Source organism: Gracilimonas tropica DSM 19535 (assembly GCF_000375425.1).
GTDB classification, from domain to species: Bacteria; Bacteroidota; Rhodothermia; order Balneolales; family Balneolaceae; genus Gracilimonas; species Gracilimonas tropica.
Genome location: NZ_AQXG01000017.1, coordinates 23,987 through 47,936, shown reverse-complemented (window position 1 = coordinate 47,936; position 23,950 = coordinate 23,987). Strand labels below are relative to the sequence as shown.

Below are 23,950 nucleotides of genomic sequence, written 5' to 3'. Positions count from 1 at the left end.
GTGGATGCTCCCAAAGAAGCATCCACAGCCCGTGCTCTGGCATGTTGCTGCTGGGTATCTGGTAATATGTTGACGTAGGAGCTCTGCATTACCCAAGAACTCCCTTAGTAAGTTCTGTTATATTGTGTACTGGGTTATCTAATACTCGTCTTTGACGAAGGGCAGCCCATTCTGAGGTAGATTCACCACATGTTATTAAAACACCTATAAATACACCGTTGCGGGTAATGGCTGTGATACCTTTGGTATCGGCCAAAGAAAAAAGAGTATTTCGAACTTGTGAAATGGTTTTTGTCTTTACCTTGCTCATAGTCTCACTTCGTTTCGGTTGAGATATAGTTTTTGGAGCTCGGCAATCACATCAACCAGCAACATCCGCTCTTCGGGTCTAATAGATCGGAAGGTTCCTGTCCAGATTAACAAAAGATGGGTAGCAGCACCGGCAGAGAGTTTGGCGTAGCTTGAGAATTGCCCTGATCCATCCATAAGGGGATATATGCTTTCTGCAATTCGTTTTGGGCCAATATCTCTTTCCAGTGCTTGTCTACCTAATTCAATAGCTATTTTAATCCAGTCGGCGACCGTTAATGCCCTTTTTTCCATCTTTTCGATGATCTGAATTTGATTCTGAACCGTACGTACATAGGAGATGTATCGGGAGGTAGAGGGCGCATCCACGTTCATAAAGTCTAAAGCAGACCGTATTAGATTCATGTATGGTTGGTGAGTAGTCATTGCTCAGATTTTTCGGTTTCCTGATTCTCTGTTTGTTCGTTTTTCGCAGCCGGTTCATCGGTGGCTGATGAGTGATCATTGGGTATATCCGGCTCGGTAGAACCGAACTCGGCAGCCCCTGAGGCATATTCACCTCCGACATTAGAAGTAAAAGGACCTGAGCTAGGCGTCATTGGAACAGGCCCCATTCCATGACGTTGTCCTGCAATAATGCTGATAATACCCCCAATAGCGTCAACAAGGTCAGGGGATTTCTTTAATAAATGCTCGGTGATCTGGTTGCCAGGAGATTGTTGGGAGGCTTTGTATTCCAAATCTTTTCTGAACTGCTCCCGATCTAACTGATCAATAGTTTTCTCCAGTTCACTTACTTTTGAAGTATGGGCTTCTTTAAGTCCATCCATTTTATCCCGGAATTCTTCTTTCAACCGGGCAATTTCATTTTGATGGGCCAAAAGAAGCTCTGTTTTATCCTGTGAAAGGTCTTTCCGTGCTTGAAAAAGTTCATCGGTGATTTGCTGATTTTTCCGATTTGCATCGTTCAATTGGCCTTCGAGTTGAAGACAGCGCTCATGGTAATAATTACCAGTTACTGAATAATTTGGATTAGAGTGTATAGAGCTGGAGTAAAACTCAGCCGGGGGTCGACCAGGAGTGGCTTTAATAGCTCCCCCCACTTTTTCATCGGGAAGGGCCTCACGTATAAGTTCTGAATGATCTGCCATCTGTGTTCTGTTTGGTTCGAACACAGAATAGGCAGGAAACCAATGGCTTTAAATAGGCCTTGGAGGGATAGAAGAGAATGTGAGCAAGAAAAAATTTACTGTAAGCACAAAAAATTGAGAAAAATTTATTGAGTATACTGGAATGGATCTTTTTACTCAATTTGTTTTTTCATGCTGAATATAACCTGCTCGACTTGTTCTTTGGCCACTACAAAGTGAGCAGGTTTTCGGGTGCGTTGATTAATAGCCATAGGACGGGGGGATAATAGCGGGCGGACGCAATCGTAAAAGAGGCTGCTTTTCATGCCGGTTTTTTCTTCAACATAAACCTGGGCTTCTTTGATAGTCATTACTTCACGGTCAATAACTTCTTGCATGGATGGATTGGTTTGCATGGGATTTTTCATTGGTGATGGTTTTGTACTGATTTTCCGGTAAAACTCATTTTATTCCAAAAAAATGTTTCAAATACCTAATAATTGCGCTTACATACGATTAGAGGCTTATTATTATGAAACATTTGCTGAAACAGTACTGTTTCACACCGATTTGTAGTTTATTTCTGGGTAAATAATTTCAATGATTTAGATAAAATGCTCGTGAAACACAGATGAAACATTCCAGTTTCAGAAAAAAGACCCAATGTTTCATAGTGTTTCATAAATGTTTCAGAAAAAGTTTCATAAAAAAGTGCATTAAAAGTATCATAAAGTATGTTTTTAGTATTTTGAAACATTGAAACATAGATTTTCTTCTTTTTCGGGCATTTCTATTCTACTGGTAAAAAAATAGCTTACGCGGAAGCTATTTCTTCATTAAACAGTTCGGTGTTTTCCGTCCAGGGCTGGCTTCCGGCAGGTTTAAATTTGTCCCAGTTAAAGGCGTTGCGAAACAGCTCGTTTTCTACCGCATTCGGAATGTAATACCCTCGCTGGCGAATAGTATCGTTCTTTAGGTTGCTGTAACTGTCGATAATCGTCCAGTTAACCACCTTAAGTTCACCTTCCGGAGTCAAATCGCTTAAATCTCGCAGCTTCTCGTCCACAATATCCCGACGAACCATGCCATCGGTGCCTCTTTTTTCGTATTCGTAGATGTCCCAGATCGCCTTGGCCCAAATTTTGAGCGTCCCGTCCTTCGTCCAGTTAAAATGATGCACGGTAACCTTCAAAGATTGGATAAGCGTACCAATGGTTTCAATAAATTCGGTAAGTGGATCTTGGGAGGAGTAACGGATGGCGGTTTTAACGACTTCATCGCGAGCAAAAAGGAAAAGCTCCTGCCCGGTAACCGAGAGGAGCCGTTCATCATTACGTTCCTTTGTGAAGTTTCGGTAGTGATCATCATAGACGGCTGTGTCTTTAATCACTTCGAGTTCTTTTAGGACACCGGAAATTATGTATCTATAGTGGGGATTGAGCCAATAGGAAACCGTTACAAGGGATGCAAACTGGTTAATTTGCCGATCTTGAAGCACCACATCTTTCATTTTATCACCCAATTCGGTTTTGACAGCATCTTTCAGCTTAAGCCTAATACGCTCCATGTCATTGATAAAGTCTTTTCGATTAATCAGATGGTAGTTTTTTAGAAAAGAAAGCATAAGTCGCTGAAGGGTTACCCGATCATTGAGTAGCTCTTTTACGTGATCTTCTGGCCCACGCGTCTTTTTGCTGTAATGAATGATCAGCGAACGGCTAAGTAGGTGATCGGTGGCTGGGAGAAAGTTGCTGCAAAAAAGCGGCATGGTTCGCACCACTTTATGCTCCTTGCCCCATTTGTTGCCTTTCTTGATGTTGGTGGGCCGTGGCTTTAGTTCAAACCAAGAGTTCCAGATCTGGTCTTCAATCTTGGCTTTTTTACCAGGAACTTGAGGTACATGTTCATCAATCCATTGGGGAATATGGGATTTTTGCTCCAGCGCCTCATCGACGGAACGAGCCGGTGGGGTGTTTAAACTATCCAGGTGATTAATTCCAAAAAAATCCTGGATAAGCTTAGCCATTTCACCTTTACCCACATTTCCCTCACCATACAGGTAGAGGAAAATGATGTGCTTATGAAGGGCATATATTTCATCGAAAAAGACAAAAGAAAACACGTAGGCTACGATAATCTTGCCCCAGTTCCTGAAATCCGTGTCCCCACCGACCATACCACAAAAATGATGTTCAATTTGCAACAGTTTCTTAAAAAATTCTTGGTCGTCGTACAAGCTTTCCTCTGCACTTTGGAAATAACCATCGGAATTGGCAAATCCCAGCTCGTAATGGGGGAGATGAATAGCGTCCTCAGGAGGCTTTAAAAACTTATTGTCGCCTACGGGAAAAGCCCCGTCTCGTTGGGCAATCAGTTTAATGTGACCTGATGCTTTCTTTGGGAAACTTACCAGTACGTTACCAGCCAACAAGTACCGAGTTTTCTCAAAAGAAATGATCCCAAAGTGATCAAACTCTCGGACAATGCGTGGTTTATATTCGAGGTTTACATGCAGCCAAAAGCTTCGCATATCTTCGTTTTTCATGTTTTTCACCTGGAGCACATCTTTATTCCACACGCTTTTGGAAAATTCCTCCACGCTGTGAGTTTGGCCAGGTTCAAAATTGAAAGGTTTATACATGGGAATGCCTCCCCGTAGATAGCGGAGCTGGCCAACATAGGTGCGTTCCCATTCTTTCTTTTCCGGATTCCATTTTTCGATGATGGACTCCAGGATGAGATCGAAATCGGTTACAGGTACTTTTTCTCCGCCTCGTTTACGTACCCATTGGTAGTTATCGAAGTCTCGTTCGTATTCTTTGGCCGCGTTTTCCTGAAATTTTTGGGCCAGCCACCGTTCATAGTCAACGGCCATGGCCATTTCAACATACTGTCGTTCGCAGTCTTCTTTAATGGCAATGAACTCAACTATACTGAATTCATTGCCCTCTGAATCGGTACAAATTTCCGTATCAAGGTTTAAATTGAGAAAAGAGTCGTTAGTGTTTTCACTGAATACATTGGGAACTTTTTCAATAAGGGTAGTTGTATCTGAAAGCTGGGAAAATTCTTTGAACTCATTTCGAAGATACCAACGCCAAAACTCGGCATTGAACATGTAGTTTGTCATTTTCTGTTATTTTCTTTGAAATTATCTGTTGCATAGGTGATGTATACAGACCGGGTAATATTGTCAGGTATCCCCGCAATAAGGTGTATCACATCTTTCTTCGTAATTATTTGTGTAGTTTGAGTAGAGCAATAGTCCACCCAGTCCATTTCTGGGAATTCGTAGGAATAATCTGGAATAGCGAATACCTCAAGTTCTACCTTTAAAGCGGCTTCAAAGGAAGGTTTAAGCATTTCCCAAGAGGTGTCCTGAGCCACAAAAATGATTTTTTGAGCTCGTTTTTTTAAAAGTTTTGCAGCATCAAGGCTTAGCTTGTCATCTATGAAAATAATAGGGATGAATGACGTGTTGCCTTTTTTAAATGCTACGTAAACTTTCTTTGTCTTGAGGATTTCAGACTTAACTGAGGAGTACCCTGAAAGTATATCGTCTTCTTTTTTTATAGCCTGTTGGGTTTTCTTCCTACTTTTATATGAAATGGTTAGGTGATACCGGTCGGCCAATAAATAGATGACTTCATTGAAGGTCAGCCCATCAAAAAATTCCACAAAACTAATCGCATCACCCCATGCATCACAACCATAGCATTTATACGTGCCTTTGATTTCATGCACATAAAAAGATGGAGACTTTTCAGAATGAAATGGACAACACGCTTTGTAGTAACTGCCAGATTTTTTTAAAGGAATGCGTTCAGAAATGATTTCAATGATATCATTTCTGGATGCTTCTCTAACGTGAGGTATCGCTTCGTAGAATGTCAATCAGGTATGATCTATTGCAAGATCACTCGGTTAAGTTTTTGTTTAGCCTCAATCAGAATAACTGCGACTTGTTTGATATCTGCGTTCTTCTTATCCCGAATCAGTAATGAAAAATCATGTAGATTCACTTCGTTTTCAATGAATGCGGCAAGTCCCCAAATGGTAGTCCTCGAAATTTTTGTACGTGGCTTCCTATTCATTCAGGTGCCTCTTTAGCTCAGATACATGTATCAAGTGTTTACCGTTACAATCTCTCTTAATCTTCTTATACCTACCTTTTCCGGCGTAATTTGAAACTGATTTAGAATTTATGTTAGCTAATAGAGCAAATTCTTTTGAATTCAGCCATTCTTTGTTTTGGAGGAGGGTATCGTTTACCAGTGAGCGTATCAGCTCCAATTGATTGGAAAGCCCATCAATTGCATTAATAATCTGTTTTTGTTTTGTCTGAGTCATTTTCTTTCAAAAATTCTTCCCAAATGCTTGGGTGTTTTCTTTTGCTTTGTTTAATAGTTCTATTAATTACTTCACGTATCCAAGGGGTTTTGTCAGTGTCTTGCGCTACCCGAATTAAAGCTGCATGTGAAATCCCAATGGAACCATCTGGCTTAGTTAGAGTGTTAGCAAAACCTTTTAAACTTCTTTGACTGATACCCAACGCAAATTTTAACTGTGAATGTGTATTAGGTATTTGATTAGACATAATTATATTTAGTTACTTACACATTGTAAGTAGATGAATTATAGTTAATTAACGAATGACGAAATTACAGATTAAATGCAATCAAGCACAATCAAAAAAAACAGTATTGCCGAAAGAATTATTTTAATTAGTAATAGATTCGGTTCGGCTAAAGAATTTCTTATGGAATGTGGAATTAACAATTATTCGTTAATTACTGATTTGAAATATGGGAGAATTAAAAAACCAGGATCAGAAGTACTGGCTCAAATTGTACTTGGGACTGGATGTGATGGAACGTGGCTACTTACCGGAAAGGGAGAAATGTATGGAAGCAAATCTCCAAGTTCTGATTTAACATTTTCTGATAAAGAAAAGATGGAAAATGCTCTCACGCTTCTTTTGAATTTTGATTTTAGTGAAAGCCAGAAAGAAAAATCAGGAGCAAGAGAACTTGAAATAAAAGTTGCCGAGGCACTGGTAAGGCTTCTCAAAAAACACTCCAAATTAGATTGAATTGAGGCGCTTTTTATTTCTATATTTACTTACACAATGTAAGCGAACAAAAAGGAACAGAATTGTACACAGCTGATAACATAAAACCTCATTCTAATGACCATGTACTATGTACAATTGGTAAAGAAAGTAGAGCTATGTACAAAACTATGTACAATTTTGATTCAGTTTTGGCTTATAAGGTTGAAAATCGCCGTTTGCGGTATCAATGGATCTGTAGCTCAGTTGGTTAGAGCAGTCGACTCATAATCGATTGGTCGCAGGTTCAAGTCCTGCCGGGCCCACTTTAACTTCCATTGTACATTAAAAAAGACCCTTTAAGCATATTAAAGGGTCTTTTTTTTGGTATAAAGATGATAATTATTTGAAAATATATTTTTGAAGAGAATGAAGAAGTGCTGCCAAAAATGTGAAAGGGTTACGACTAAAGATCACTTAAAACCTTTTTAATCTTTTATATAGCGAACACTAAAACCACAGCCTTTATTTCCGGCAGCTCTTCCAATTTTTCCGTTATTGACGCCAATCAAGCGTTCATAACCTCGTTCTTTATCGAACTCAGTTGCACACCAAAAATTAGCATGTTCATTTATGAAATTGAATTTGCCGTAATCCGTCATCCATCCACCAAAAATGATATTCAGGCCGGTTTCACCATGAATCTTAAGCTTGTTGGCCTCATCATTATCTCCTCTCCATTCTTTATGTTCAATATCTAAAGAATCAATCCCAAGATATTCTTCTAGCTCTTTCCATTCCTGGTCACTGGGCAAATGCCAGCCTTCCGGGGCTAATTCCTTTGCAGCACTCCAGCTGTAAAGCGCACCGTATTTTTTATACTCTGGAGTTTCCTTGGCAGCAGATGCCTCGTTACCGTCATAATTATAAACCCAAACTCCACAGTTAAAAGAGTCCGGTTGACAGACATAGGGTATATATGCAAAGTTTTCAGCCATCCAAACTTGATCACCTATTTTTACTGTTTTATAGGCACGGTTGTCTCTTTGATCCGTAAACTCACCATATTTAATATCCGGGTTTTGTTCTTGTTGCTGAAAAGAATAACCTGAAAGGGGTATTAGTAGTAAAGAAAGTGTAAATATGATTTTCATGAAATATAAATTTAAGTGTTAATGTCGTTGTACAGATCCACCACCCAAAATATTGGATTCTACTTTTGGATTGCCTTGGTAAAGAATTGAACCTCCACCTTTGATGTCTGCTTTCAGATATTTTTTGGCTTGAATGGATAAGGTGCCGCCCCCATTTATGGTTGCAATAAATGAATCCACTTCTAAGGTTGGCATGTCTATTAATCCCCCTCCGTTTAGGACAGAATGAAAGGTATCTATGGTGTTAAAACCTTCACTTACTTTAATAACACCACCTCCATCTTGCTGTATCTCTTTCAGAACCGGCATATCGATGTAAATATCCACCTTACAGTTTGAGGAACTGCTGTTATTGATCTTCAAAGTATTGGATGTAACGGTCGTATTTACAGACTCTATACAACCATCCTGACTGATTACTTTTAACTTTAAATCCGAGGATTGGGATATAAATACATTGCCACCGCCAACCATTACGATTTTATCAAAGCTGCCAACATCTATTATTCTCTCAATAACAGGATCTTCTTGTACTTGAATACCATTTTCCTGGGCTAACAAGGGGAATGTTGAAATCAATAAAAGAACCAATAAGAGTGTTGATATATTTTTCATATTATTTCGAATAAATTTAGTATTTATATGAATTTAAGGTATTACGGTAAGTGCTTTGAAAGGTTTCAGAGAGGTTAAAGAATACTCAATTTTATTTTAGTATTGTCGGCACAATGACCACAGATAATTTTATGCCAACAAGAAATCCGATCGATCTTCATCAAAGTTGATATCCTCAAATCCCTTTATAATTAGCCAAAGACCCAATACTAATTCCGTAATTGCCGTAGGCATATTAAGCAGGATATACTCCGTGGTGATCACGTCTAACACCTGATACAATAGCAACACGCTTGCCAATACGGATAAAATTGCTCCTAAAATGCCCCAAACTGAAAGCCATCGGGGGACTAATTTCGCTTTGATGAGAATCAGGTAGAACAAGATGTTTGCAGTGCTCAGGGCAAATACCATAAAACCATGGTTGACCGAGTCGCGGGTTATTTTCAGTAGCTTTCCAAAAGCTTCAAATGTCTGACCAAAGTCAGGAGTTTGTTCAACAAATTCACTGCTTAATGATAGAATAGAGATGAGAAGAATGGTTCCGACAATAACCAATGTACTTGCAACAATTCTGAAGCCTAAAAATCCAAGAGATAACCTGCGGCTGAATTGTTTTAGAATGGGATACAGTACTAATGCAAATCCCAAATACAGCAAAGCCATGATGAACTGAAAAATGGCTGCTGTTATCACCTGCCCTGGGTTTTCAGCAGCCAAGCTTAAATATTCAGGCGAGTCGATGGAAGGGGCTACGCTTAAAATTCCAGCTATCATGCTGAGGATGATAAAAAGTCCGGCCCATTTAGTATATCTTTTTGCTGATTCCATACCCTCACTTTTCATTCTTTTCAGGGGAAGGATCCTGATGGTTATAGCTCAAAACTTCGCTTAGCAACCATTCTTCTCTTTTCAAAACCCATACATGCGTAAACTCCGCAGAACTAGTCCATACATCTTCTTTCCCGCTTTCTCTGATGTAAAAGTTATGCTTTCCCTTTTGAATAGCTCCATACAGTTTTCCATTATCATACAGTGGAAAAACCTGTAAGCTGTTTTCCACAAGCTTCCGAATAGGCTTTTTATCAAGGTTTGAGCAGATGTATTTTTCTGTATTCTCGAAAAAAGCTGACCTATCCTGGAACCCACTTTGATCGTGATAGAATTTTAGATCTTCGGTAATGTGATCTTCCAAATATTCTAAATCACATTGGTTGAATCCTTTTTCAAAGAAAAGATGGTCTTGCTGCTTCAGGGAATGGAATAGGGAGGAATTTTCATTTATCTGGGCATGTGTATTCAATGCCCATAAGAACACTAAAAAGCAGGTAAAGACCAGTTGTTTTAATCTTTTCATAGTCAGAAGATAGTTTGATCAGTTAATCCGGGTGGCTATTATTCTTTTAAAGAATGACCTGAATTTCTCTAACTAAGACTTAAAGGGATTGTAAAAAATGGACATTCTTTAAATCCATTTCTTACAGGTGTAAAAAAGCTTTGTGGCTCTTGGTTTGGCGAAAATTTATAGACCAGGATTAATCCATCTTATTATAAATAACAGGCATTTGTCCCTTCCATTGATTCCACAAGCTATTTTCTGTGATTAATTTGGCCATAAAATTACCAACGTTTATTCGGCTGGTTTTACCCGGGTTAAATATTGCACTTCGAATAGGGGATGGATGCACCTCATATTCTGTTACATTCTCATCATTAATTAATGTATCCGGCCTTACAACTACCCATTCCATCCGGGAATTATTTTGACCTACATTTAAGCGCAAAAAATCAGCGGCGTCTTCATTGTCTGCATGCGGAGGCAATATTAAGCGAATCAACCCTACTACGAATTTTTGCGCGGATGAAATGGATTCTTGTAGATCTCTATTACTATTTCCTGCAGTATTCATCAATACAAACTTAAAAGGGAACCCTGGTGCATTTAATTGAATTGCAGAGCAAATGAGTTTCACAGTTTCTGTTACAAGCTTTCTGGGATATCCAAACATTCCTTTCATCGATGGGTTATGCCCAAGGCACGATAGAACAGCTTGACAGTCTTTGATACAGTTCGCCATTTCATTCACACTTATATTAGAAATATCAGCTCTTATTATCTCTAAGCCGGAATTCTTTTCCCAACCTTCAGGAATGGAAGATGATGGGCGTACGATGGCTTTTACATCGTGCCCTATACTCAAAAGCTCTTTTATCAACCATGTGCCAGTTGATCCATTTGCACCTACGACGAGTGTTGTCATTATTTATTGATTAGATTTTATTTTGATCTTGTACATTCATAGATCATCTAAAATTATCCAATGGATTTAACAGATAATTGTAGAAAATGGACTTGTTGACTTTGAACCCCGCTGTCTCCTAATATTATACCGGATCAGGGTCAATATTCTCTTAGATATTGGAATGAATATTATATAAAAATTTAGATACTGAAATCATTGATTCTTGAATGCTTTTATAAATACTTTGCTCATTATAGCAAACGGCAGTTTATCGTCTTGTGAGTTGTATGCCCCACCTGTAAAAGCTGCAACCATTTGCAGTTCGGGGAGCACGAAAATATATTGGCCTCCATTACCTGTAGCCGCTGTTAGCATATATAAATCACCATCTACCTGAAGAGGGACACTCCACCACAGATACCCGTAATCCATTCCGGTGATTTTTGTTATTCTTGAAGTGGACTCTTCCACCCAATCCTCAGAAACAACTTGTTGACCATTCCACATCCCTTTATTCAGAATTAACTGACCGATCTTGGCCATATCGCGAGGGGTCATATAAAGCCGTTTGGCTGAGGCACTAACTTCTCTATTTGAAGTGTGTCCCCAGCTTACATTTTCGATGCCCAACAGATTGAACAGATATTGATCAGCGAAGTCATCGAATGCCATTCCCGATGCATGTGAAATAACTTCTGCCGCCAGAATGGTACCTACTGAACAGTAATTTGATATGGTACCCGGGTCATTAATCATTGGCAGGTTCAAAAAATACTGAAGCCAATCTTTTTGTCGATAAATACGGTCTTCCTGACCTCTTGAATCAGGATCCCAATCATTGCAATCCAACCCTGATGACATCGTCATAAGATGGCGAATAGTTATCTTCTCTTTCCTTGGGTCCAGGTTTTTTTGCGGAACAGGGTATTGTATATATTTTGTTATTGGATCATCAATACTGTCAATAAAACCTTCATCTATGGCAATGCCCATAAGGATAGACCTCACACTTTTAGTGACAGAACGGAGGTCGTGGTTTTTATAAACATTGTATTTCCCATAGTATTCTTCAATGATAAGCTTACCATCTTTAACTAATAAAATACTATGGACTTTATGACCTCCTTCATTCAACTGGTTGAATAATTGGTAAATACCAGAGGTATCTACATCTAATGAGTCCAAATGTATCGTTTCCCATCCGTCATCAAGAGAATCCGGGTTTTCATACTGATAGGGATAATTCACTTTTGAACATGAAGCTGCAGAAAGAATTAAGAAAAGCAGAAGTATTTGGGTTCCTGTTTTATAAATCACATTCATTGGTTTAATGTTTCAAAAATACATCCAGTAAGTAAGCAGTATGGCCGTCGCATTGTAAACGCCATGTGCAATGATGGGGGCGGTTAATCTTTCGGTATAAATGAAAAGCAGGGTGTAGGCGATGGTAGGAACCAGGATATCAAACCAGCCAAGGGCATCTGAGGGTAAATGTCCGGCAGCAAAGAAAAGGATCGAAAGTAAGGAAGCAGCATAAAGTCCGATCTTGGGATTGCTAAAAGTGTCTTTTAATACATTGATGAAATATCCCCTGTTGAAGATCTCTTCGGTAATTCCTCCGCCAATCACGCCTAAAGCCACGAAAGAGATCAAGCCAATAGAGGTGCCGTCATACATGCCCAGCATCTGTGAAATATCGGCTCTTTCTGCTCCTCCGGTATTGGGAATAATCAGCCCAAATTGAAGGGCAGTCCACGCCATGCCAATGATCAACCCAAGCAAGCCATCTTTGCTCCAGTTTTTCCAGTTCCAACCTATGTAGCTGAAATCCTTGCCCTGCAGTTTCAGGGAAAAGTAAACCAATGCACTTACTGTGGTCAACTGAAAGAGAGCGATAAAAAGCAGATTTATTCCAACCAGCCCACCATTCAGTTTCGACACGCCAAAGAAGATATTAGGTAGGGCAAAAAGCACAAATCCAGTGATAATGGTGCCTATGAAGATCAGGATCGTTTTTGTCTTGCTGATACTTTTGTCGGTTGTTTTCATCTGAACGTTCTAAGTTTGATTATTTGGAAAAGCTTAATTAGCGATGTTTCTGATAAAATCCGGAGTGGCCGGATCGCCTTCAAAAAACTCCCTCCCCACTTTCCGGGAGATGGCCCATCGGTCGATCCAGGAAATGCCCCAGTTGCCATATCGGGTAACAGGAGTCCGGTAGGCCGGATCTTCAAGTACTTCGCTTTGGGATATAAACCGATACCCATGCTGTTTGTAAACTCCGGCTAAATCATCCAGGTAATGAGCATTTAGCAGGTTTGCATGGATGAGAAGGGTTTGGGCAATATTCCGGTCAAATAGTTTTTCTGATGAGGCCTCGTAGAACTTCATTTTTTGAGTCATGTACTCAATGTAAGCTTCCCCGATCTTTTTCATCAGCTCCCCGTCATCTTGCTTAAATGCATTGTGATAGGCTTTGGCAAAGATGTAATCTTCATTATCTATGGTGACCGGTGCTACCCGGTATCCATGTGTCTGTAGAAAATCGACCAATGAATCGGCATGGGCTTGTGAATTTCCAATCCTTAAATAGGGGTGTCTAAAAAATTGATAAGATCTCCCATATTCTTTGGATAGTTTTTTGGAGACCTTTTCTCCCTTTAAGACATCATCCGTGAATTCCTCAAAAGGGATCTGATGATAGTTTTTATGTGAGAAGGTGTGGTTGCCAAGTTCATAGCCGTTTTGCAGCCACATTTCAAGCAGCTTTACTTTAGCTGAATCTACCTCATCATTATTGTATAGTTTGCTTTCATTCACATAACCTATGGCAGGGATTTCAAATTGATCAAAAGTGTTGATCAGGCTTTTGGTGATCTCAAGGTGAAAGTCATGATCATCAATACCATAGGGAACAACCGGCAGGTCATCCACGGTAATACACATGGTCTTTTCCTGAGCCCTTGGGATCTGGATAGTCAGGATGAGTAGAAGAAGAGTGAAAATGTATTTCATAGAAGTATGTTATAATCGAGGTTGCTTGTATTGATTCAAAATGCGTGTATCCACCTTTTGGATGTCTTTATTGTTGAAGATCATGGTTGTCCAAATTTCCCTTTGAGATCTCTAAGGATGCTTTGAGGATCATATCCAATACCTTCTTTAAAAACCGTTTCGATTTTTTCTATGGTCGAAGCATCTTTGCTCAAATCTCCTTCGAGGATCACAAAGTTGGCTTTTTTACCGACTTGGAGGATGCCAATATCGTCGCGGTCCAGAGCTTTTGCACCATTGCCGGTCATGACCTGAATGGCTTCTTCGGTAGTAAATCCGGCCTCCACGAAGAGCTGAAAATTTCTTTGATCCCCAAAACCTGGAAGCACATGCCGTCCTGCATCTACACCACTGCATAGAAGTCCGCCCATTTTGAAAAACTGATACTCAAACTCCATGATGCGCTTCAATCTTTGTTCTCTGGTCAGGTCATTCTTGATCGCATCCAACCGCTTTCGACGTTCCTGATATTGATTTAAAAGGTAGGGCGACATCAACTCAAGTGTTTTACTTGAGGCATAGGCACGGTTTGGAACACTGGCTTCGTAAATAGATAAAGTTGAAGTCAGTGTCACTCCATTTTCGATCATCAATTTTTGCAGTTCCTTCACTTTAGTGCTGCTGATGTCAAGCTCATCCATGTATTCTCTACCGCCGTTGCAAATGCCATAATCTTTATTTGAACGAAAATCAGCGGTGCTGTTTAAGCCATGTTCGATGCCATCAATACCCATTAACGTGGCTTCCTCAAAAGTGATGGAACATAAATGTCCTCTAACCTTGACATTGTTCTTGTGCGCTTCATCAATAATGATCTCAAGATCCTCAGGTTTTGTGTTCCGATATACTTTCACCCACTTGATACCCTGATTGAACCAATACTGTAAAGTATCACGAAGGTGCTCTTCATTCCTTGGGATGATCATATTTGGGTTTCCTCCGGGACCGGTGATGAATGGCGCACTTGGTATAATTTCGGGTCCAATATGATTTCCTTTCGCTATTTGTTTTGACAACTCTAATTCCTTTTGAGCATCCGCAGCTCCGGCCGTTTGAATGGTGGTTACACCTGATGCCAGGTACAGTTTTGCCGCTACATCACCCAAAAAAGGAAAGCGTGGAATATGTAAATGGTTGTGCATGCCAATCAGACCGGGAATGATCGTTTTTCCACTAAGATCAATGATCGTTGCATTTTTCGGAATCTCTATTTCACCTTGGTTCCCCATTGCCTGAATAATGCCATTATGGATCAGCAGTGTTTGGCCGGTTTTTTGAGATACTCCGGTTCCATCTATTATTATGGCATTGGTAAAAGCCAAAATCTCGTCGCTATACTTCAGGTAACTCTCCAAGCTGTTGGTAAGATTTCGGGCAGAAGTTATATCCTTTTCAACCCCGGCAAGCATGTAAAGGCTGAATAAAATTACATATGCGATGACAAATATTTTCCCGATGTTCATAGGTTTTTGGTATACCGATTAATGGGTGAAAGTAAGTTAGTGGTCGGGGTTCAGTTCAGATTGTAAAAAAGGGACATTTGGAAAGTTAATCGCTCAGCTTCCAAAACTCATTGGGACTGAATCCGGTAAATGCCTTGAACTCACGGTTCAAGTGCGCCTGATCGTAATAACCATTAGCATATGCAGCTTCGGTTAAGTTCGACCTGGAATCAATATTTTTAATTAGCGACTCAAAGCGTATGATCCGGGCATAGGTTTTTGGGTTGAATCCCGAGAAAGACTGAAATCGTCTTTTGAATTGCTTCTGGGATAAATTGTACTCTTTTGAAAGTTCACTGATCTTTAAAATTCCCCTTTTTCTTTTGACCTGTCCGATCGCATCGTTGATCAGTAGATCTTCTACTTTTCGTTTATCCATCAATGACATAAAATGAGAGCTAAGAAGTTCAATACGTTCATCCGTCGAATTAGCCGATGCGATCCTGTCGGTGAGCCGGGTGGCTTCATTTCCCAGGAAAGTGTCCAGATTTAAAAATTCACAATTAAGATCGGATGCTGAAATTTTGAAGAGCCGGGGAAGGGCATAGGTATACAATGAAACACCTAATAAATGATAAAAGCCCTTTACCGGAATACGGTTTGGTTGAGTGGTCTGTCCCTGGATAGTTGAAAATAACAGCTCCGAATCTTTCCGGTTCCCGTCAAAAGCAAAAGTGATCTCAGAAAGGCTGTTTGCAATGATATAGTGCGTAGCGTTAGGGGGGTGTTTAGTTGCATCCCAGGTGGCCTCCCAAAAATGACTAACCGTATTTCTAAGTTCTTTGCGGGGAGGGATCACTCTGTATATCACTTTTAAAAGGGTTTTAAGTTCCGAAGACCAATAAATTTTAGGCTCTAATTCCGGAAGAGATACGGACGTTTTTGTATAAAGTTTTGCTAAACTTCAGAGTGGGAAAAGCTTCAAAAAGTTAAACGTGAATTGTACTCAGGATCATCAAGTCAGCCCCTGCCTAAATACAACTCCGTATATTTTCGATATCTTTTTTGTTCAAAATCATAATTCAATACGTTCAGCTTATCCACTTTGAAGGATGCGTTGTATGATTTCTTTAGCCACTCTTCTTTGGCTGAATGAAAAACAGAGGTCTGCAATCCCCGGGCAATGGTAACATGAGGGACGATTCCTGCGGTGTAGTTTTTACGGATCATCAATTGCTTGCGGGCTTGATCAAATTCTTGAATGATAGCATTGAAGACAGATGATTCTTGTACCTTGCAATAGATCACCCGGCCTGGGAATGTATCGAAACCATTTAAGTATAGATGGAAAGCGGGCAGGGGATCGACACAATTTTGAAGCAAAGCAAATACTTCTTCAGACCGTCGCTGCAAAAGCAAAAAACTGCATACCGTAATATGAGGTGTAGAGTATAGGGACGGATACGGGCCAAATTCTTCCCTAAATTGCTGCTTCATCCTCAAAATATCATGGTTCAATGCATCCGGAAGTGGTATCAGAATCAAGAATTGGCACAAAGCTTCATCCTCTTCTTTATTGAAAAGTGAGAACTGTCCCGATCTGTTTATGAGTCCCATGACGTCCTTGATTTTGAGAGATGTAAAAGAACCTGAATATATGAATTAAACATATATCACACATAAATGATTAAGTGTGTACTGCGCTTCGTGAGAAGTTCACTCATATCGCAACGCATTGATCGGATCCATGAGTGCTGCTCGTCTTGCGGGGAAGAAACCAAAAACCACACCTACAGCTCCGGAAAAGAGGAAGGAAATCACAATTATATTGAAATCGAACAGAAAGGGAACTCCCAGGATGGGTGCCACAAATGCAGCCAAAGCTAATCCAAGGGCTATCCCAATAAGGCCTCCAAACAGAGAAAGGATGATGGCTTCGATCAAAAACTGAAGCAGTACTTCCCACCCAAGTGCTCCTATGGCCAGCCGGATGCCAATTTCACGAGTCCGTTCAGTTACCGATACCAGCATGATATTCATGATCCCGATTCCTCCGACCAACAAACTTATGGCGGCAATGGCGGCAAGGAAAGCAGTCAGGATTCCACTGGTACTTTCGACGGTGCTGGCAACTTGTGCCATGTCGCTGAGTTCAAAGTCTTCTTCATCTCCGGTGCGGATGTTGCGGCGCTGTCGCATAAGTTCGATAATATCCCGCTGCACCTGTGGTGATATTTCGGCGGTTTTGGCGGAAATGTAGATGGAACCGACATCAGTGCTTCCCAAAATTCTGCGGTGAAGTGTGTTGATGGGCATCAAAATAAAATCATCCTGATCCATGCCAAAGGTGGATTCTCCTTTCTCTTCCATCACTCCGATTACCAAACAGCTTACGTTTTCGACCCGTATTTTAGCACCAAGTGGATTCTGAAACCCAAAGAGTTCTTTTGCTACACGATCACCCAAAATGCATGAAAGCCGGCCACTGGAAAGTTCTGCGGCCGTGAATTCGCGTCCGGCCACCACATCCCATTCCCGGATGATGAAATAATCATTCTCAACGCCACGGATCACCGTTTGCCAGTTTTCGTTTCCGTAGATAGCTACGGTAGCTGAAGTACTTACCGGGGTAACAGCAAAAGCGCCTGCCACCTCTTTTTTGATGGCATCCGCATCCGCAATTTTAAAGAGCTTTGCATCGGCACGAATACCGCCGGGACCGCCCATAGTTCCGGGTTGTAGCACCAAAAGGTTGCTTCCAAGGCTGGTGATCTCGTTGGTGATTTGCGTGGTAGCTCCGCCACCCAGCGTGACCATACTGATAACAGCGGCTACTCCGATCACGATGCCCAGGATGGTAAGAGATGACCGCATCAGGTTACGTCCGATCTCAGAAAATGCCAGTTTCAAGGTACTCCAGATCATAAAAGAGTCTTTTCAAAAAGGTTGGCGTTGGTGATCTGTCCATCTAAAAAGTGGATAGTTCGGGAAGCGTAATCGGCCATGTCGGGCTCGTGGGTAACCATTACAATGGTGATTTGATCTTGCCGGTTGAGCCGCAAAAGCAATTCCATGATCTCAACACTGGTTCTGGAATCGAGATTACCGGTCGGTTCATCGGCAAGAAGCAGTTTCGGATGCGTTACAATAGCCCTGGCGATGGCCACCCGTTGCTGCTCTCCGCCTGAAAGCTTGGCCGGAGTGTGATGTTCTCTTCCTTTCAAACCAACAGCAGATAGCGCTTTCAGTGCCATCGTGGTTCTTTCCGACCGGTTAAATCCCCGGTAAACCAAAGGCATCACCACATTTTCGAAAGCCGAAGTGCGCTTCAACAGGTTATATCCCTGGAATACAAAACCCAGGTAATTTCTGCGAAGTAAAGCTCGCTGATTCCGATTCAGGTTGCCTACTTCAACGCCCCGAAATTGATAGGAACCGGAAGTGGGACTGTCGAGGCATCCGATCAGGTTCAGGCAAGTTGACTTTCCTGAACCACTGGGTCCCATAATAGGTGCAAACTCACCTTCATGGATATTCAGATCTACGTTGTATAAGGCCTTTACTTCCGTGTAGCCGGTTCCATAAACTTTTGAGACAGCTTTAAATTTAACGATTGGAATTTTAGCTTTCCCATTTGGTAGAGCAGAACCACCGGTTCTAAGATCTGAGGTTTGAACAGCAACCATATCATTCCTCCTGCCGGATGTTAATGAGAAGTTGTTGTCCTTCAACCAGGTTTCCGGAAAGAAGCTGAGTATGAAGGCCATCCGTGAGTCCGGTTTTAACGGCGATCGCTGTAGGTTCACTGTTCTCAAGAGTCCAAACGGTTTCACTTTCAATGTTTTCTCTCTGTACACTTGGCGGTGTAAAACGAAGAGCTGCGTTGGGAATCACAAGCGTATTTTGTACCCGATTGGTTGTAATATCGGTAGAAGCCGTCATTCCGGGACGCAGAAGCAGCCTGGGATTTTCAACGGTAAGAATGGCCTTGTAGGTTACCACACCGGATGTGATCTGGGGAGCGAAATAGACTTTTGAGATGGTTGCGGGAAAAAGGGAATCGGGGAAGGCATCGACGGTGAAAGTGGCCGGTTGCCCTTCACGAACCTGGCCGATATCCGCTTCGTCAATATCGGCATGCAATTCCATTTGAGTGAGGTCTTCTGCAAGGGTAAAAAGTACCGGTGTCTGAAATGAAGCAGCTACTGCTTGTCCTGATTTGATATTAGATAGCAGAACTACCCCATTAACAGGAGAACGAATGGTGGCTTTCCGGAGCGTCGTTTGAGCCATTTCCAGTCCGGCTTCACTTACAACGATCTGAGATCGTGCTGTTTCTACATTAGCCTCTGTTCGAATGAGTGCTGCCTGGGCCGTTTCAAGTTCTTGTGATGAGATCAGGTCACGGGCAGCAAGTTGTTCAGCTCGTTGTGTTTTGAGACGTTGTTCTTCAAGTCCGGCTTCGGCCTGTTGAAGCGAAGCACGAGCTGCATCGAGCTGGGCTTGAGCCTGAGTCACTTCCGCTTCAAGGCGTTCTGTATCCAATCGTGCTAAAATTTGTCCTGCTGAAACCCGGTCATTGTGATCCACAAAAACCTGGTCGATCAATCCCGAGATCTCGCTTCCTACATCCACTGTATTTACGGCTTGCAACTTGCCGGTAGCTGATACTGTAAGCGTTAGGTCAGTCCTTTTTACGGCTTCGGTTATGAATTGCGTTTTAGCGGGTTTCATTAACCAAAACCACGTCAATGCGGCTGCAGCAAGAAGAAATATTACGGAGATAACAAGGAGGAAGATTTTCTTTTTGGATGAAGACACTGAATGATCAATCCCCAAAGTTTTTTCAATTTCACTGGAACTGATATCGGTTTTTCTGATCTCCTCTTTAATATCAGATTCTTTGACTTCGTCTGATCCTATCTCCTGATCCTGTTTCAACATGGGCATCTTTGTTTTAATGGTTTTTAAAAATGCGGAGATGTAACCCTTGTTGAAAGAAGGACGAATCACTAAGCCCTGTAATGTGATTCATTACAAATAGATTCTAAATGTTCCTTTTTATGAACCTAAATCATAGAAAAGAAGCTTTTTTTTCGGGAGAATCAGAGGAAAGAGGTTATATGAAGGAGAGTGCTGATATGGAAGCCTATTGTAATTGATTGATACATAAGAATTGGAACTACCGAAATTGTTTATGCAACGGGAATTGACAAAGCAGGCTAAGATCTGCTTGCAAAACAGAACGCATTACTTTCTTGATTTGTTGGTAGATTACAGAAAAGAAAATCTCTCATAAAAAATACATAACACAATGGAATACAGATTTTTAGGACGATCAGGATTGAAAGTTTCTGCTTTATCTTTTGGGTCGTGGGTTACTTTCGGAGAACAGGTTGATACGGATCTGGCATACAATCAAATGAAAACAGCCTATGATGCAGGGGTGAACTTTTTTGATAATGCGGAAGCATATGAAATGGGAAAATCTGAGATCATCATGGGCAAGGTTGTCCAAAAGGCGGGATGGAAACGCTCTGATCTCGTTCTTTCTACAAAAATATTTTGGGGAGGCGAGGGGCCAAACGATCAGGGCCTGTCCTTCAAACACATCAAAGAAGGAACTGAGGCTGCTTTAAAAAGACTCCAAACTGATTATGTGGATTTGATCTTTTGTCACCGGCCCGATATTAACACGCCTATCGAAGAAACTGTATGGGCTATGAATCAAATGATCAACGAAGGCAAGGCTCTGTATTGGGGAACCAGTGAGTGGAGTGCCGATGAAATTCGCAAAGCCTACGATTTTGCGAAGGAAAATCATCTGCGGCCACCGCTTATGGAACAACCGGAATACAATATGTTTCGACGGGACAAAGTGGAATCTGAATTTGCCGCACTGTATAAAGATATTGGTCTTGGAACAACGATCTGGAGTCCGTTGGCAAGTGGATTGCTAACCGGAAAATACAATGATGGAATTCCGGAAGGCTCACGCCTTGATCTTGAAAAATACAGTTGGCTGCGTAAACGTCTTCTTGAAACGGAAGAAGGCCGCGCTAAACTTCAAAAAGTAAAAGAGTTGGCATCTGTTTCTGAGGAAATTGGAGTACCCATGCCGCAGCTTGCTTTGATCTGGTGCCTTAATAATCCTGATGTAAGTACTGTGATTACCGGTGCTTCCAATGTTGAACAGGTAGAACAAAACATGAAAGCCATCGAGCTTGTTGACAAAGTTGACGAGGAGGTCATGGATAAGATCGAAGAGATTCTTGATAACAAGCCCGGTGCCCCCACCGACTGGCGCCGAAATTGATCAATACTACACATTCATGTAGTGATTCTGTGGTTCGATTTCTGTTTATTAATAGAGAATCGAAATATGGGGTTCATTTAGAAAAGTAGCTTTTTCGTCAGTTGATCTATCAAAGCCACTGTTTACATGCAGTGGCTTTTTTTATTGGAACAGCAGGTTAGAAAGGCAGATCATCATCCAGGTCCATTTCCTGATTTCCATCCATCGTTAACCCCGGCGCGCTTGGCGGAGCTTCGACCGTGCCCTGACCGCCTTGTTCAATTTTCCAGGCCTTCACATCGGTGTACCAATTGCCTTTGTATTCACGGCTTTGGATATCAATAAATGCCGTGATCTCATCACCTTCATTTACCTTGTTTTGATCAATATTGTCGCCCCATTGCGTGATGCATACTTGCTTGGGATATTTCCCTTTAGTTTCCAGAATAAAATCCCGCTTTCTCCACGGACCATTCTTACCCTGACCTGATTGTTCTTCCAATATCTTACTGACTTTCCCTTGAATTTGTAGATCCATGACCTGTGTTTTTAGTGTGAATTATTTGGACGGCTAATATAGACACCTCTCTTTTGAACTTCGAATAGTTTTTAGGATAAATCCTGAAAATCCTATGTTGATTTAAGCAATGAAGTCCTTAAAGACATCTCCCATCCCTCCCGGCTAAAGCCGTACTCCCTTCAAAGGGAGACTTATTTTTGCTGGTTCAAAACACTGGTTCATAAAAGGCAAGAGTCGTTGAATTTTCTATTTTTCTTTCCAAAGCGTCCTTCTCCTTGCGCTTGCGTCCCGACAAACCTACCGGTGGGGAAGGAGAAGACAGATACCTGCCGCCAGTGGGTGGGAAGCTGGAAATGCAGGAAGAAGCAAGAAGCATGAAGAAGGAGACCCAAAAAAAACTTCAAAATTCAATGTTCCTTACTCAATATTCGATATTCAAAAAAAAGCCCCACAGAAAAAACTCTGCGGGGCTTTGATCTGAAAACTTAAATAAGCTTATTTATTCGCGAACTTGAAATCTTCCAGTTCATAATCTACGCCGTCTTGCGGACGGAGTGTGGTAGATTTCGGCTCAAGGAAATACTTGAGGTAATCACGTCCACCGGCTTTGGCATCCGTACCACTGAGCTTGAAGCCGCCAAATGGTTGAGCACCAACGAGGGCTCCGGTACATTTACGGTTGATGTAAAGGTTTCCTACCCGGAACTTGCGTAATGCATTGTCGATCTTTTTAGGATCTGAAGAGAAGTAGGCACCCGTCAATCCATAATCAACGCCATTGGCAATGCGCAGGGCATCATCCGTGTCTTTAGCTTTGATGAAAGCCGTAACCGGGCCAAAGATCTCTTCCTGAGCAATACGAGCATTTTCATCCACATCTGCAAAAACGGTGGGTTCGATGTAGAAGCCTTCGTCCGTCGTTTCAGCACGTTTTCCGCCGGCTACCAATCGGCCTTCCTTTTTCCCGATCTCAATGTAACCCATGATCTTATCAACCGCTTTTTGGTTGATCACAGGACCGGAAATATGATTTTCTTTCGGGTTTCCAACACTTAAAGCTTTTGTTTTTTCAGTCACTTTCTCCAGCAGTTCATCATAAATGGCCTGATGTGCCACGACTCTTGAACTGGCTGAACATTTTTGTCCCTGGAAACCAAAAGCTCCTTTCACGATCTCTGTAGCGGCTCGTTCCAGATCTGCGTCTTCATCGACTACAGTAGCATTTTTACCACCCAATTCACATACCATGCGCTTCAGGAATTTCTGTCCTTCAGCAACATCAGCAGCAATTTTATTTAGGTGAAGACCTACATTCTTAGAACCCGTGAAAGAAATGAATCGTGTTTTTGGATGCTTGGCCAGGTTTTCCCCAACTTCGATATCTCCACCGGTAACGTAATTGAAAACACCTGCCGGCAGACCTACTTCATCAAGGATCTCTGCTAACAGTTGTCCCATTTTAGGTGTGTCGGGAGCGGGTTTGGCTACTACAGTATTACCTACAGCAATAGGTGCAATAGCCATTCCCACAAAGATAGCAAAAGGGAAGTTCCATGGAGAAATGGAAACACCTGCACCGATGGGCATGTAGATGGATTTGTTATAATCACCCCAGGTTTCCGAAAGTACATCCATGCCGTCATCCATTCGAAGGGCTTCGTGGGCATAATAATCAATAAAGTCGATGGCTTCGCAGGTATCGGCATCCGCTTCCAGATAATTCTTACCGGCTTCGCTGATCATCCATGCGTTGATCTCTAATCTGCGACGGCGTACTACATCGGCTGCTTTAAAAAGATACTCAGCACGTTTTTCAGCAGACACATATTGCCAGCTTTCAAATGCATCCCAGGCCTTGTCAAGGGCATCAAACGCTTGTTCTTTACTGGCCATCTGGAAGGTTCCAATGGTCTCATTCAGGTTACCCGGGTTTTTGCTTTCAAAGGTTCCGGCATCACCCTTTACAAATTCACCATTGATGTAAAGATCATATTCTTTGCCAAAATTGGAACGAACATCTTCAAGTGCTTTCTTTTGGGCTTTGTCGTTGGTAGGGTCAGAAAAATCGAGATAGGTCTCATTGCGGTATTTTTCTAAGGTCTGGTCGGGCATGGGTCTTAGTTTTTAATGATAAATTT

26 protein-coding genes and 1 tRNA gene are annotated in these 23,950 nt (G+C 41.5%); 3 read left to right on the top strand and 24 right to left on the bottom strand.

From position 1 onward, the window contains the following. Positions 1-88: 88 nt before the first annotated feature. The 8 genes from B151_RS0116380 to B151_RS0116335 form a co-directional block, all read right to left on the bottom strand. The gene (locus tag B151_RS0116380) at positions 89-310 is read right to left on the bottom strand and encodes a hypothetical protein (protein WP_020404734.1); all 222 of its coding nucleotides are present in this window, start codon (positions 308-310) and stop codon (positions 89-91) included. Continuing rightward, positions 307-735 (bottom strand): hypothetical protein, encoded by a 429-nt coding sequence (locus B151_RS0116375; protein ID WP_040517221.1) that lies wholly within the window; start codon positions 733-735, stop codon positions 307-309. The genes B151_RS0116380 and B151_RS0116375 overlap by 4 nt, the downstream gene beginning before the upstream one ends. Then, on the bottom strand, positions 732-1,460 hold the full coding sequence (locus tag B151_RS0116370; RefSeq protein ID WP_020404732.1) for a hypothetical protein: 729 nt from the start codon (positions 1,458-1,460) through the stop codon (positions 732-734). Before B151_RS0116370 ends, B151_RS0116375 begins: the two co-directional genes overlap by 4 nt. A 152-nt stretch (positions 1,461-1,612) precedes the next feature. Continuing rightward, positions 1,613-1,867: a hypothetical protein gene (locus B151_RS0116365; protein ID WP_020404731.1), complete on the bottom strand. Its 255-nt coding sequence runs from the start codon at positions 1,865-1,867 to the stop codon at positions 1,613-1,615. 386 nt (positions 1,868-2,253) lie between these two features. Next, positions 2,254-4,569 (bottom strand): hypothetical protein, encoded by a 2,316-nt coding sequence (locus B151_RS0116355; protein WP_020404729.1) that lies wholly within the window; start codon positions 4,567-4,569, stop codon positions 2,254-2,256. After that, a complete protein-coding gene (locus tag B151_RS19775; RefSeq protein ID WP_020404728.1) occupies positions 4,566-5,333 on the bottom strand; it encodes a CHC2 zinc finger domain-containing protein in 768 nt (255 codons plus the stop codon). Before B151_RS19775 ends, B151_RS0116355 begins: the two co-directional genes overlap by 4 nt. A gap of 11 nt (positions 5,334-5,344) precedes the next feature. Then, positions 5,345-5,533, bottom strand: coding sequence for a hypothetical protein (locus B151_RS0116345; RefSeq protein ID WP_020404727.1), 189 nt, complete (start codon positions 5,531-5,533; stop codon positions 5,345-5,347). A 224-nt stretch (positions 5,534-5,757) separates the two neighbouring features. Further along, complete coding sequence (locus B151_RS0116335) at positions 5,758-6,036, bottom strand: hypothetical protein (protein ID WP_020404725.1); 279 nt, start codon at positions 6,034-6,036, stop codon at positions 5,758-5,760. Positions 6,037-6,111: 75 nt separating this feature from the next. Here B151_RS0116335 and B151_RS0116330 point away from each other — a divergent pair, with 75 nt between their 5' ends. Next, complete coding sequence (locus B151_RS0116330; protein ID WP_020404724.1) at positions 6,112-6,531, top strand: hypothetical protein; 420 nt, start codon at positions 6,112-6,114, stop codon at positions 6,529-6,531. 210 nt (positions 6,532-6,741) lie between these two features. After that, positions 6,742-6,815: transfer RNA gene (locus B151_RS0116325), tRNA-Ile, on the top strand. A 162-nt stretch (positions 6,816-6,977) separates the two neighbouring features. Here the strand turns inward: B151_RS0116325 and B151_RS19770 are convergent. From B151_RS19770 to B151_RS0116255, 14 genes are all read right to left on the bottom strand, one after another. Next, entirely contained in the window at positions 6,978-7,643 is a 666-nt protein-coding gene (locus B151_RS19770) for a fibrobacter succinogenes major paralogous domain-containing protein (RefSeq protein WP_020404723.1), read from the bottom strand. An 18-nt stretch (positions 7,644-7,661) separates the two neighbouring features. Beyond that, complete coding sequence (locus B151_RS0116315) at positions 7,662-8,258, bottom strand: GIN domain-containing protein (RefSeq protein WP_020404722.1); 597 nt, start codon at positions 8,256-8,258, stop codon at positions 7,662-7,664. 129 nt (positions 8,259-8,387) lie between these two features. Continuing rightward, a complete protein-coding gene (locus B151_RS0116310; protein ID WP_157471102.1) occupies positions 8,388-9,089 on the bottom strand; it encodes a DUF4386 domain-containing protein in 702 nt (233 codons plus the stop codon). Between the two features lie 4 nt (positions 9,090-9,093). Continuing rightward, a complete protein-coding gene (locus tag B151_RS0116305; protein WP_020404720.1) occupies positions 9,094-9,615 on the bottom strand; it encodes a nuclear transport factor 2 family protein in 522 nt (173 codons plus the stop codon). A gap of 178 nt (positions 9,616-9,793) precedes the next feature. Next, positions 9,794-10,519, bottom strand: coding sequence for an NAD(P)-dependent oxidoreductase (locus tag B151_RS0116300; RefSeq protein WP_020404719.1), 726 nt, complete (start codon positions 10,517-10,519; stop codon positions 9,794-9,796). A 195-nt stretch (positions 10,520-10,714) separates the two neighbouring features. After that, complete coding sequence (locus B151_RS0116295) at positions 10,715-11,824, bottom strand: serine hydrolase domain-containing protein (protein ID WP_020404718.1); 1,110 nt, start codon at positions 11,822-11,824, stop codon at positions 10,715-10,717. A 12-nt stretch (positions 11,825-11,836) separates the two neighbouring features. After that, positions 11,837-12,550, bottom strand: coding sequence for a CPBP family intramembrane glutamic endopeptidase (locus tag B151_RS0116290; RefSeq protein ID WP_020404717.1), 714 nt, complete (start codon positions 12,548-12,550; stop codon positions 11,837-11,839). A 33-nt stretch (positions 12,551-12,583) separates the two neighbouring features. Beyond that, entirely contained in the window at positions 12,584-13,516 is a 933-nt protein-coding gene (locus B151_RS0116285) for a polysaccharide deacetylase family protein (RefSeq protein WP_020404716.1), read from the bottom strand. Positions 13,517-13,596: 80 nt separating this feature from the next. Then, positions 13,597-15,018 carry an amidohydrolase family protein gene (locus tag B151_RS0116280; RefSeq protein WP_020404715.1) on the bottom strand — a complete coding sequence of 474 codons (1,422 nt, stop codon included), beginning with the start codon at positions 15,016-15,018 and terminating at the stop codon, positions 13,597-13,599. A gap of 85 nt (positions 15,019-15,103) precedes the next feature. Next, positions 15,104-15,868 (bottom strand): helix-turn-helix domain-containing protein, encoded by a 765-nt coding sequence (locus tag B151_RS0116275; RefSeq protein ID WP_026166716.1) that lies wholly within the window; start codon positions 15,866-15,868, stop codon positions 15,104-15,106. Positions 15,869-16,017: 149 nt separating this feature from the next. Beyond that, positions 16,018-16,614, bottom strand: a complete 597-nt coding sequence (locus tag B151_RS0116270; RefSeq protein WP_020404713.1) for a 2'-5' RNA ligase family protein — start codon at positions 16,612-16,614, stop codon at positions 16,018-16,020. Positions 16,615-16,713: 99 nt separating this feature from the next. Continuing rightward, positions 16,714-17,922: an ABC transporter permease gene (locus tag B151_RS0116265; RefSeq protein WP_020404712.1), complete on the bottom strand. Its 1,209-nt coding sequence runs from the start codon at positions 17,920-17,922 to the stop codon at positions 16,714-16,716. Then, positions 17,919-18,683 carry an ABC transporter ATP-binding protein gene (locus B151_RS0116260; protein WP_020404711.1) on the bottom strand — a complete coding sequence of 255 codons (765 nt, stop codon included), beginning with the start codon at positions 18,681-18,683 and terminating at the stop codon, positions 17,919-17,921. The genes B151_RS0116265 and B151_RS0116260 overlap by 4 nt, the downstream gene beginning before the upstream one ends. 1 nt (position 18,684) lies before the next feature. Beyond that, positions 18,685-19,947, bottom strand: coding sequence for an efflux RND transporter periplasmic adaptor subunit (locus tag B151_RS0116255; protein WP_051069764.1), 1,263 nt, complete (start codon positions 19,945-19,947; stop codon positions 18,685-18,687). A 364-nt stretch (positions 19,948-20,311) separates the two neighbouring features. On the opposite strand from B151_RS0116255, the gene B151_RS0116245 reads away from it, so the two are divergent. Then, the gene (locus tag B151_RS0116245; RefSeq protein ID WP_020404708.1) at positions 20,312-21,313 is read left to right on the top strand and encodes a potassium channel beta subunit family protein; all 1,002 of its coding nucleotides are present in this window, start codon (positions 20,312-20,314) and stop codon (positions 21,311-21,313) included. A gap of 157 nt (positions 21,314-21,470) precedes the next feature. On the opposite strand, the gene B151_RS0116240 is transcribed toward B151_RS0116245, so the two are convergent. Beyond that, entirely contained in the window at positions 21,471-21,830 is a 360-nt protein-coding gene (locus tag B151_RS0116240; RefSeq protein WP_020404707.1) for a DUF3127 domain-containing protein, read from the bottom strand. 477 nt (positions 21,831-22,307) lie between these two features. Then, positions 22,308-23,924, bottom strand: coding sequence for an L-glutamate gamma-semialdehyde dehydrogenase (pruA, locus tag B151_RS0116230; RefSeq protein WP_020404705.1), 1,617 nt, complete (start codon positions 23,922-23,924; stop codon positions 22,308-22,310). Between the last annotated feature and the right edge of the window lie 26 nt (positions 23,925-23,950).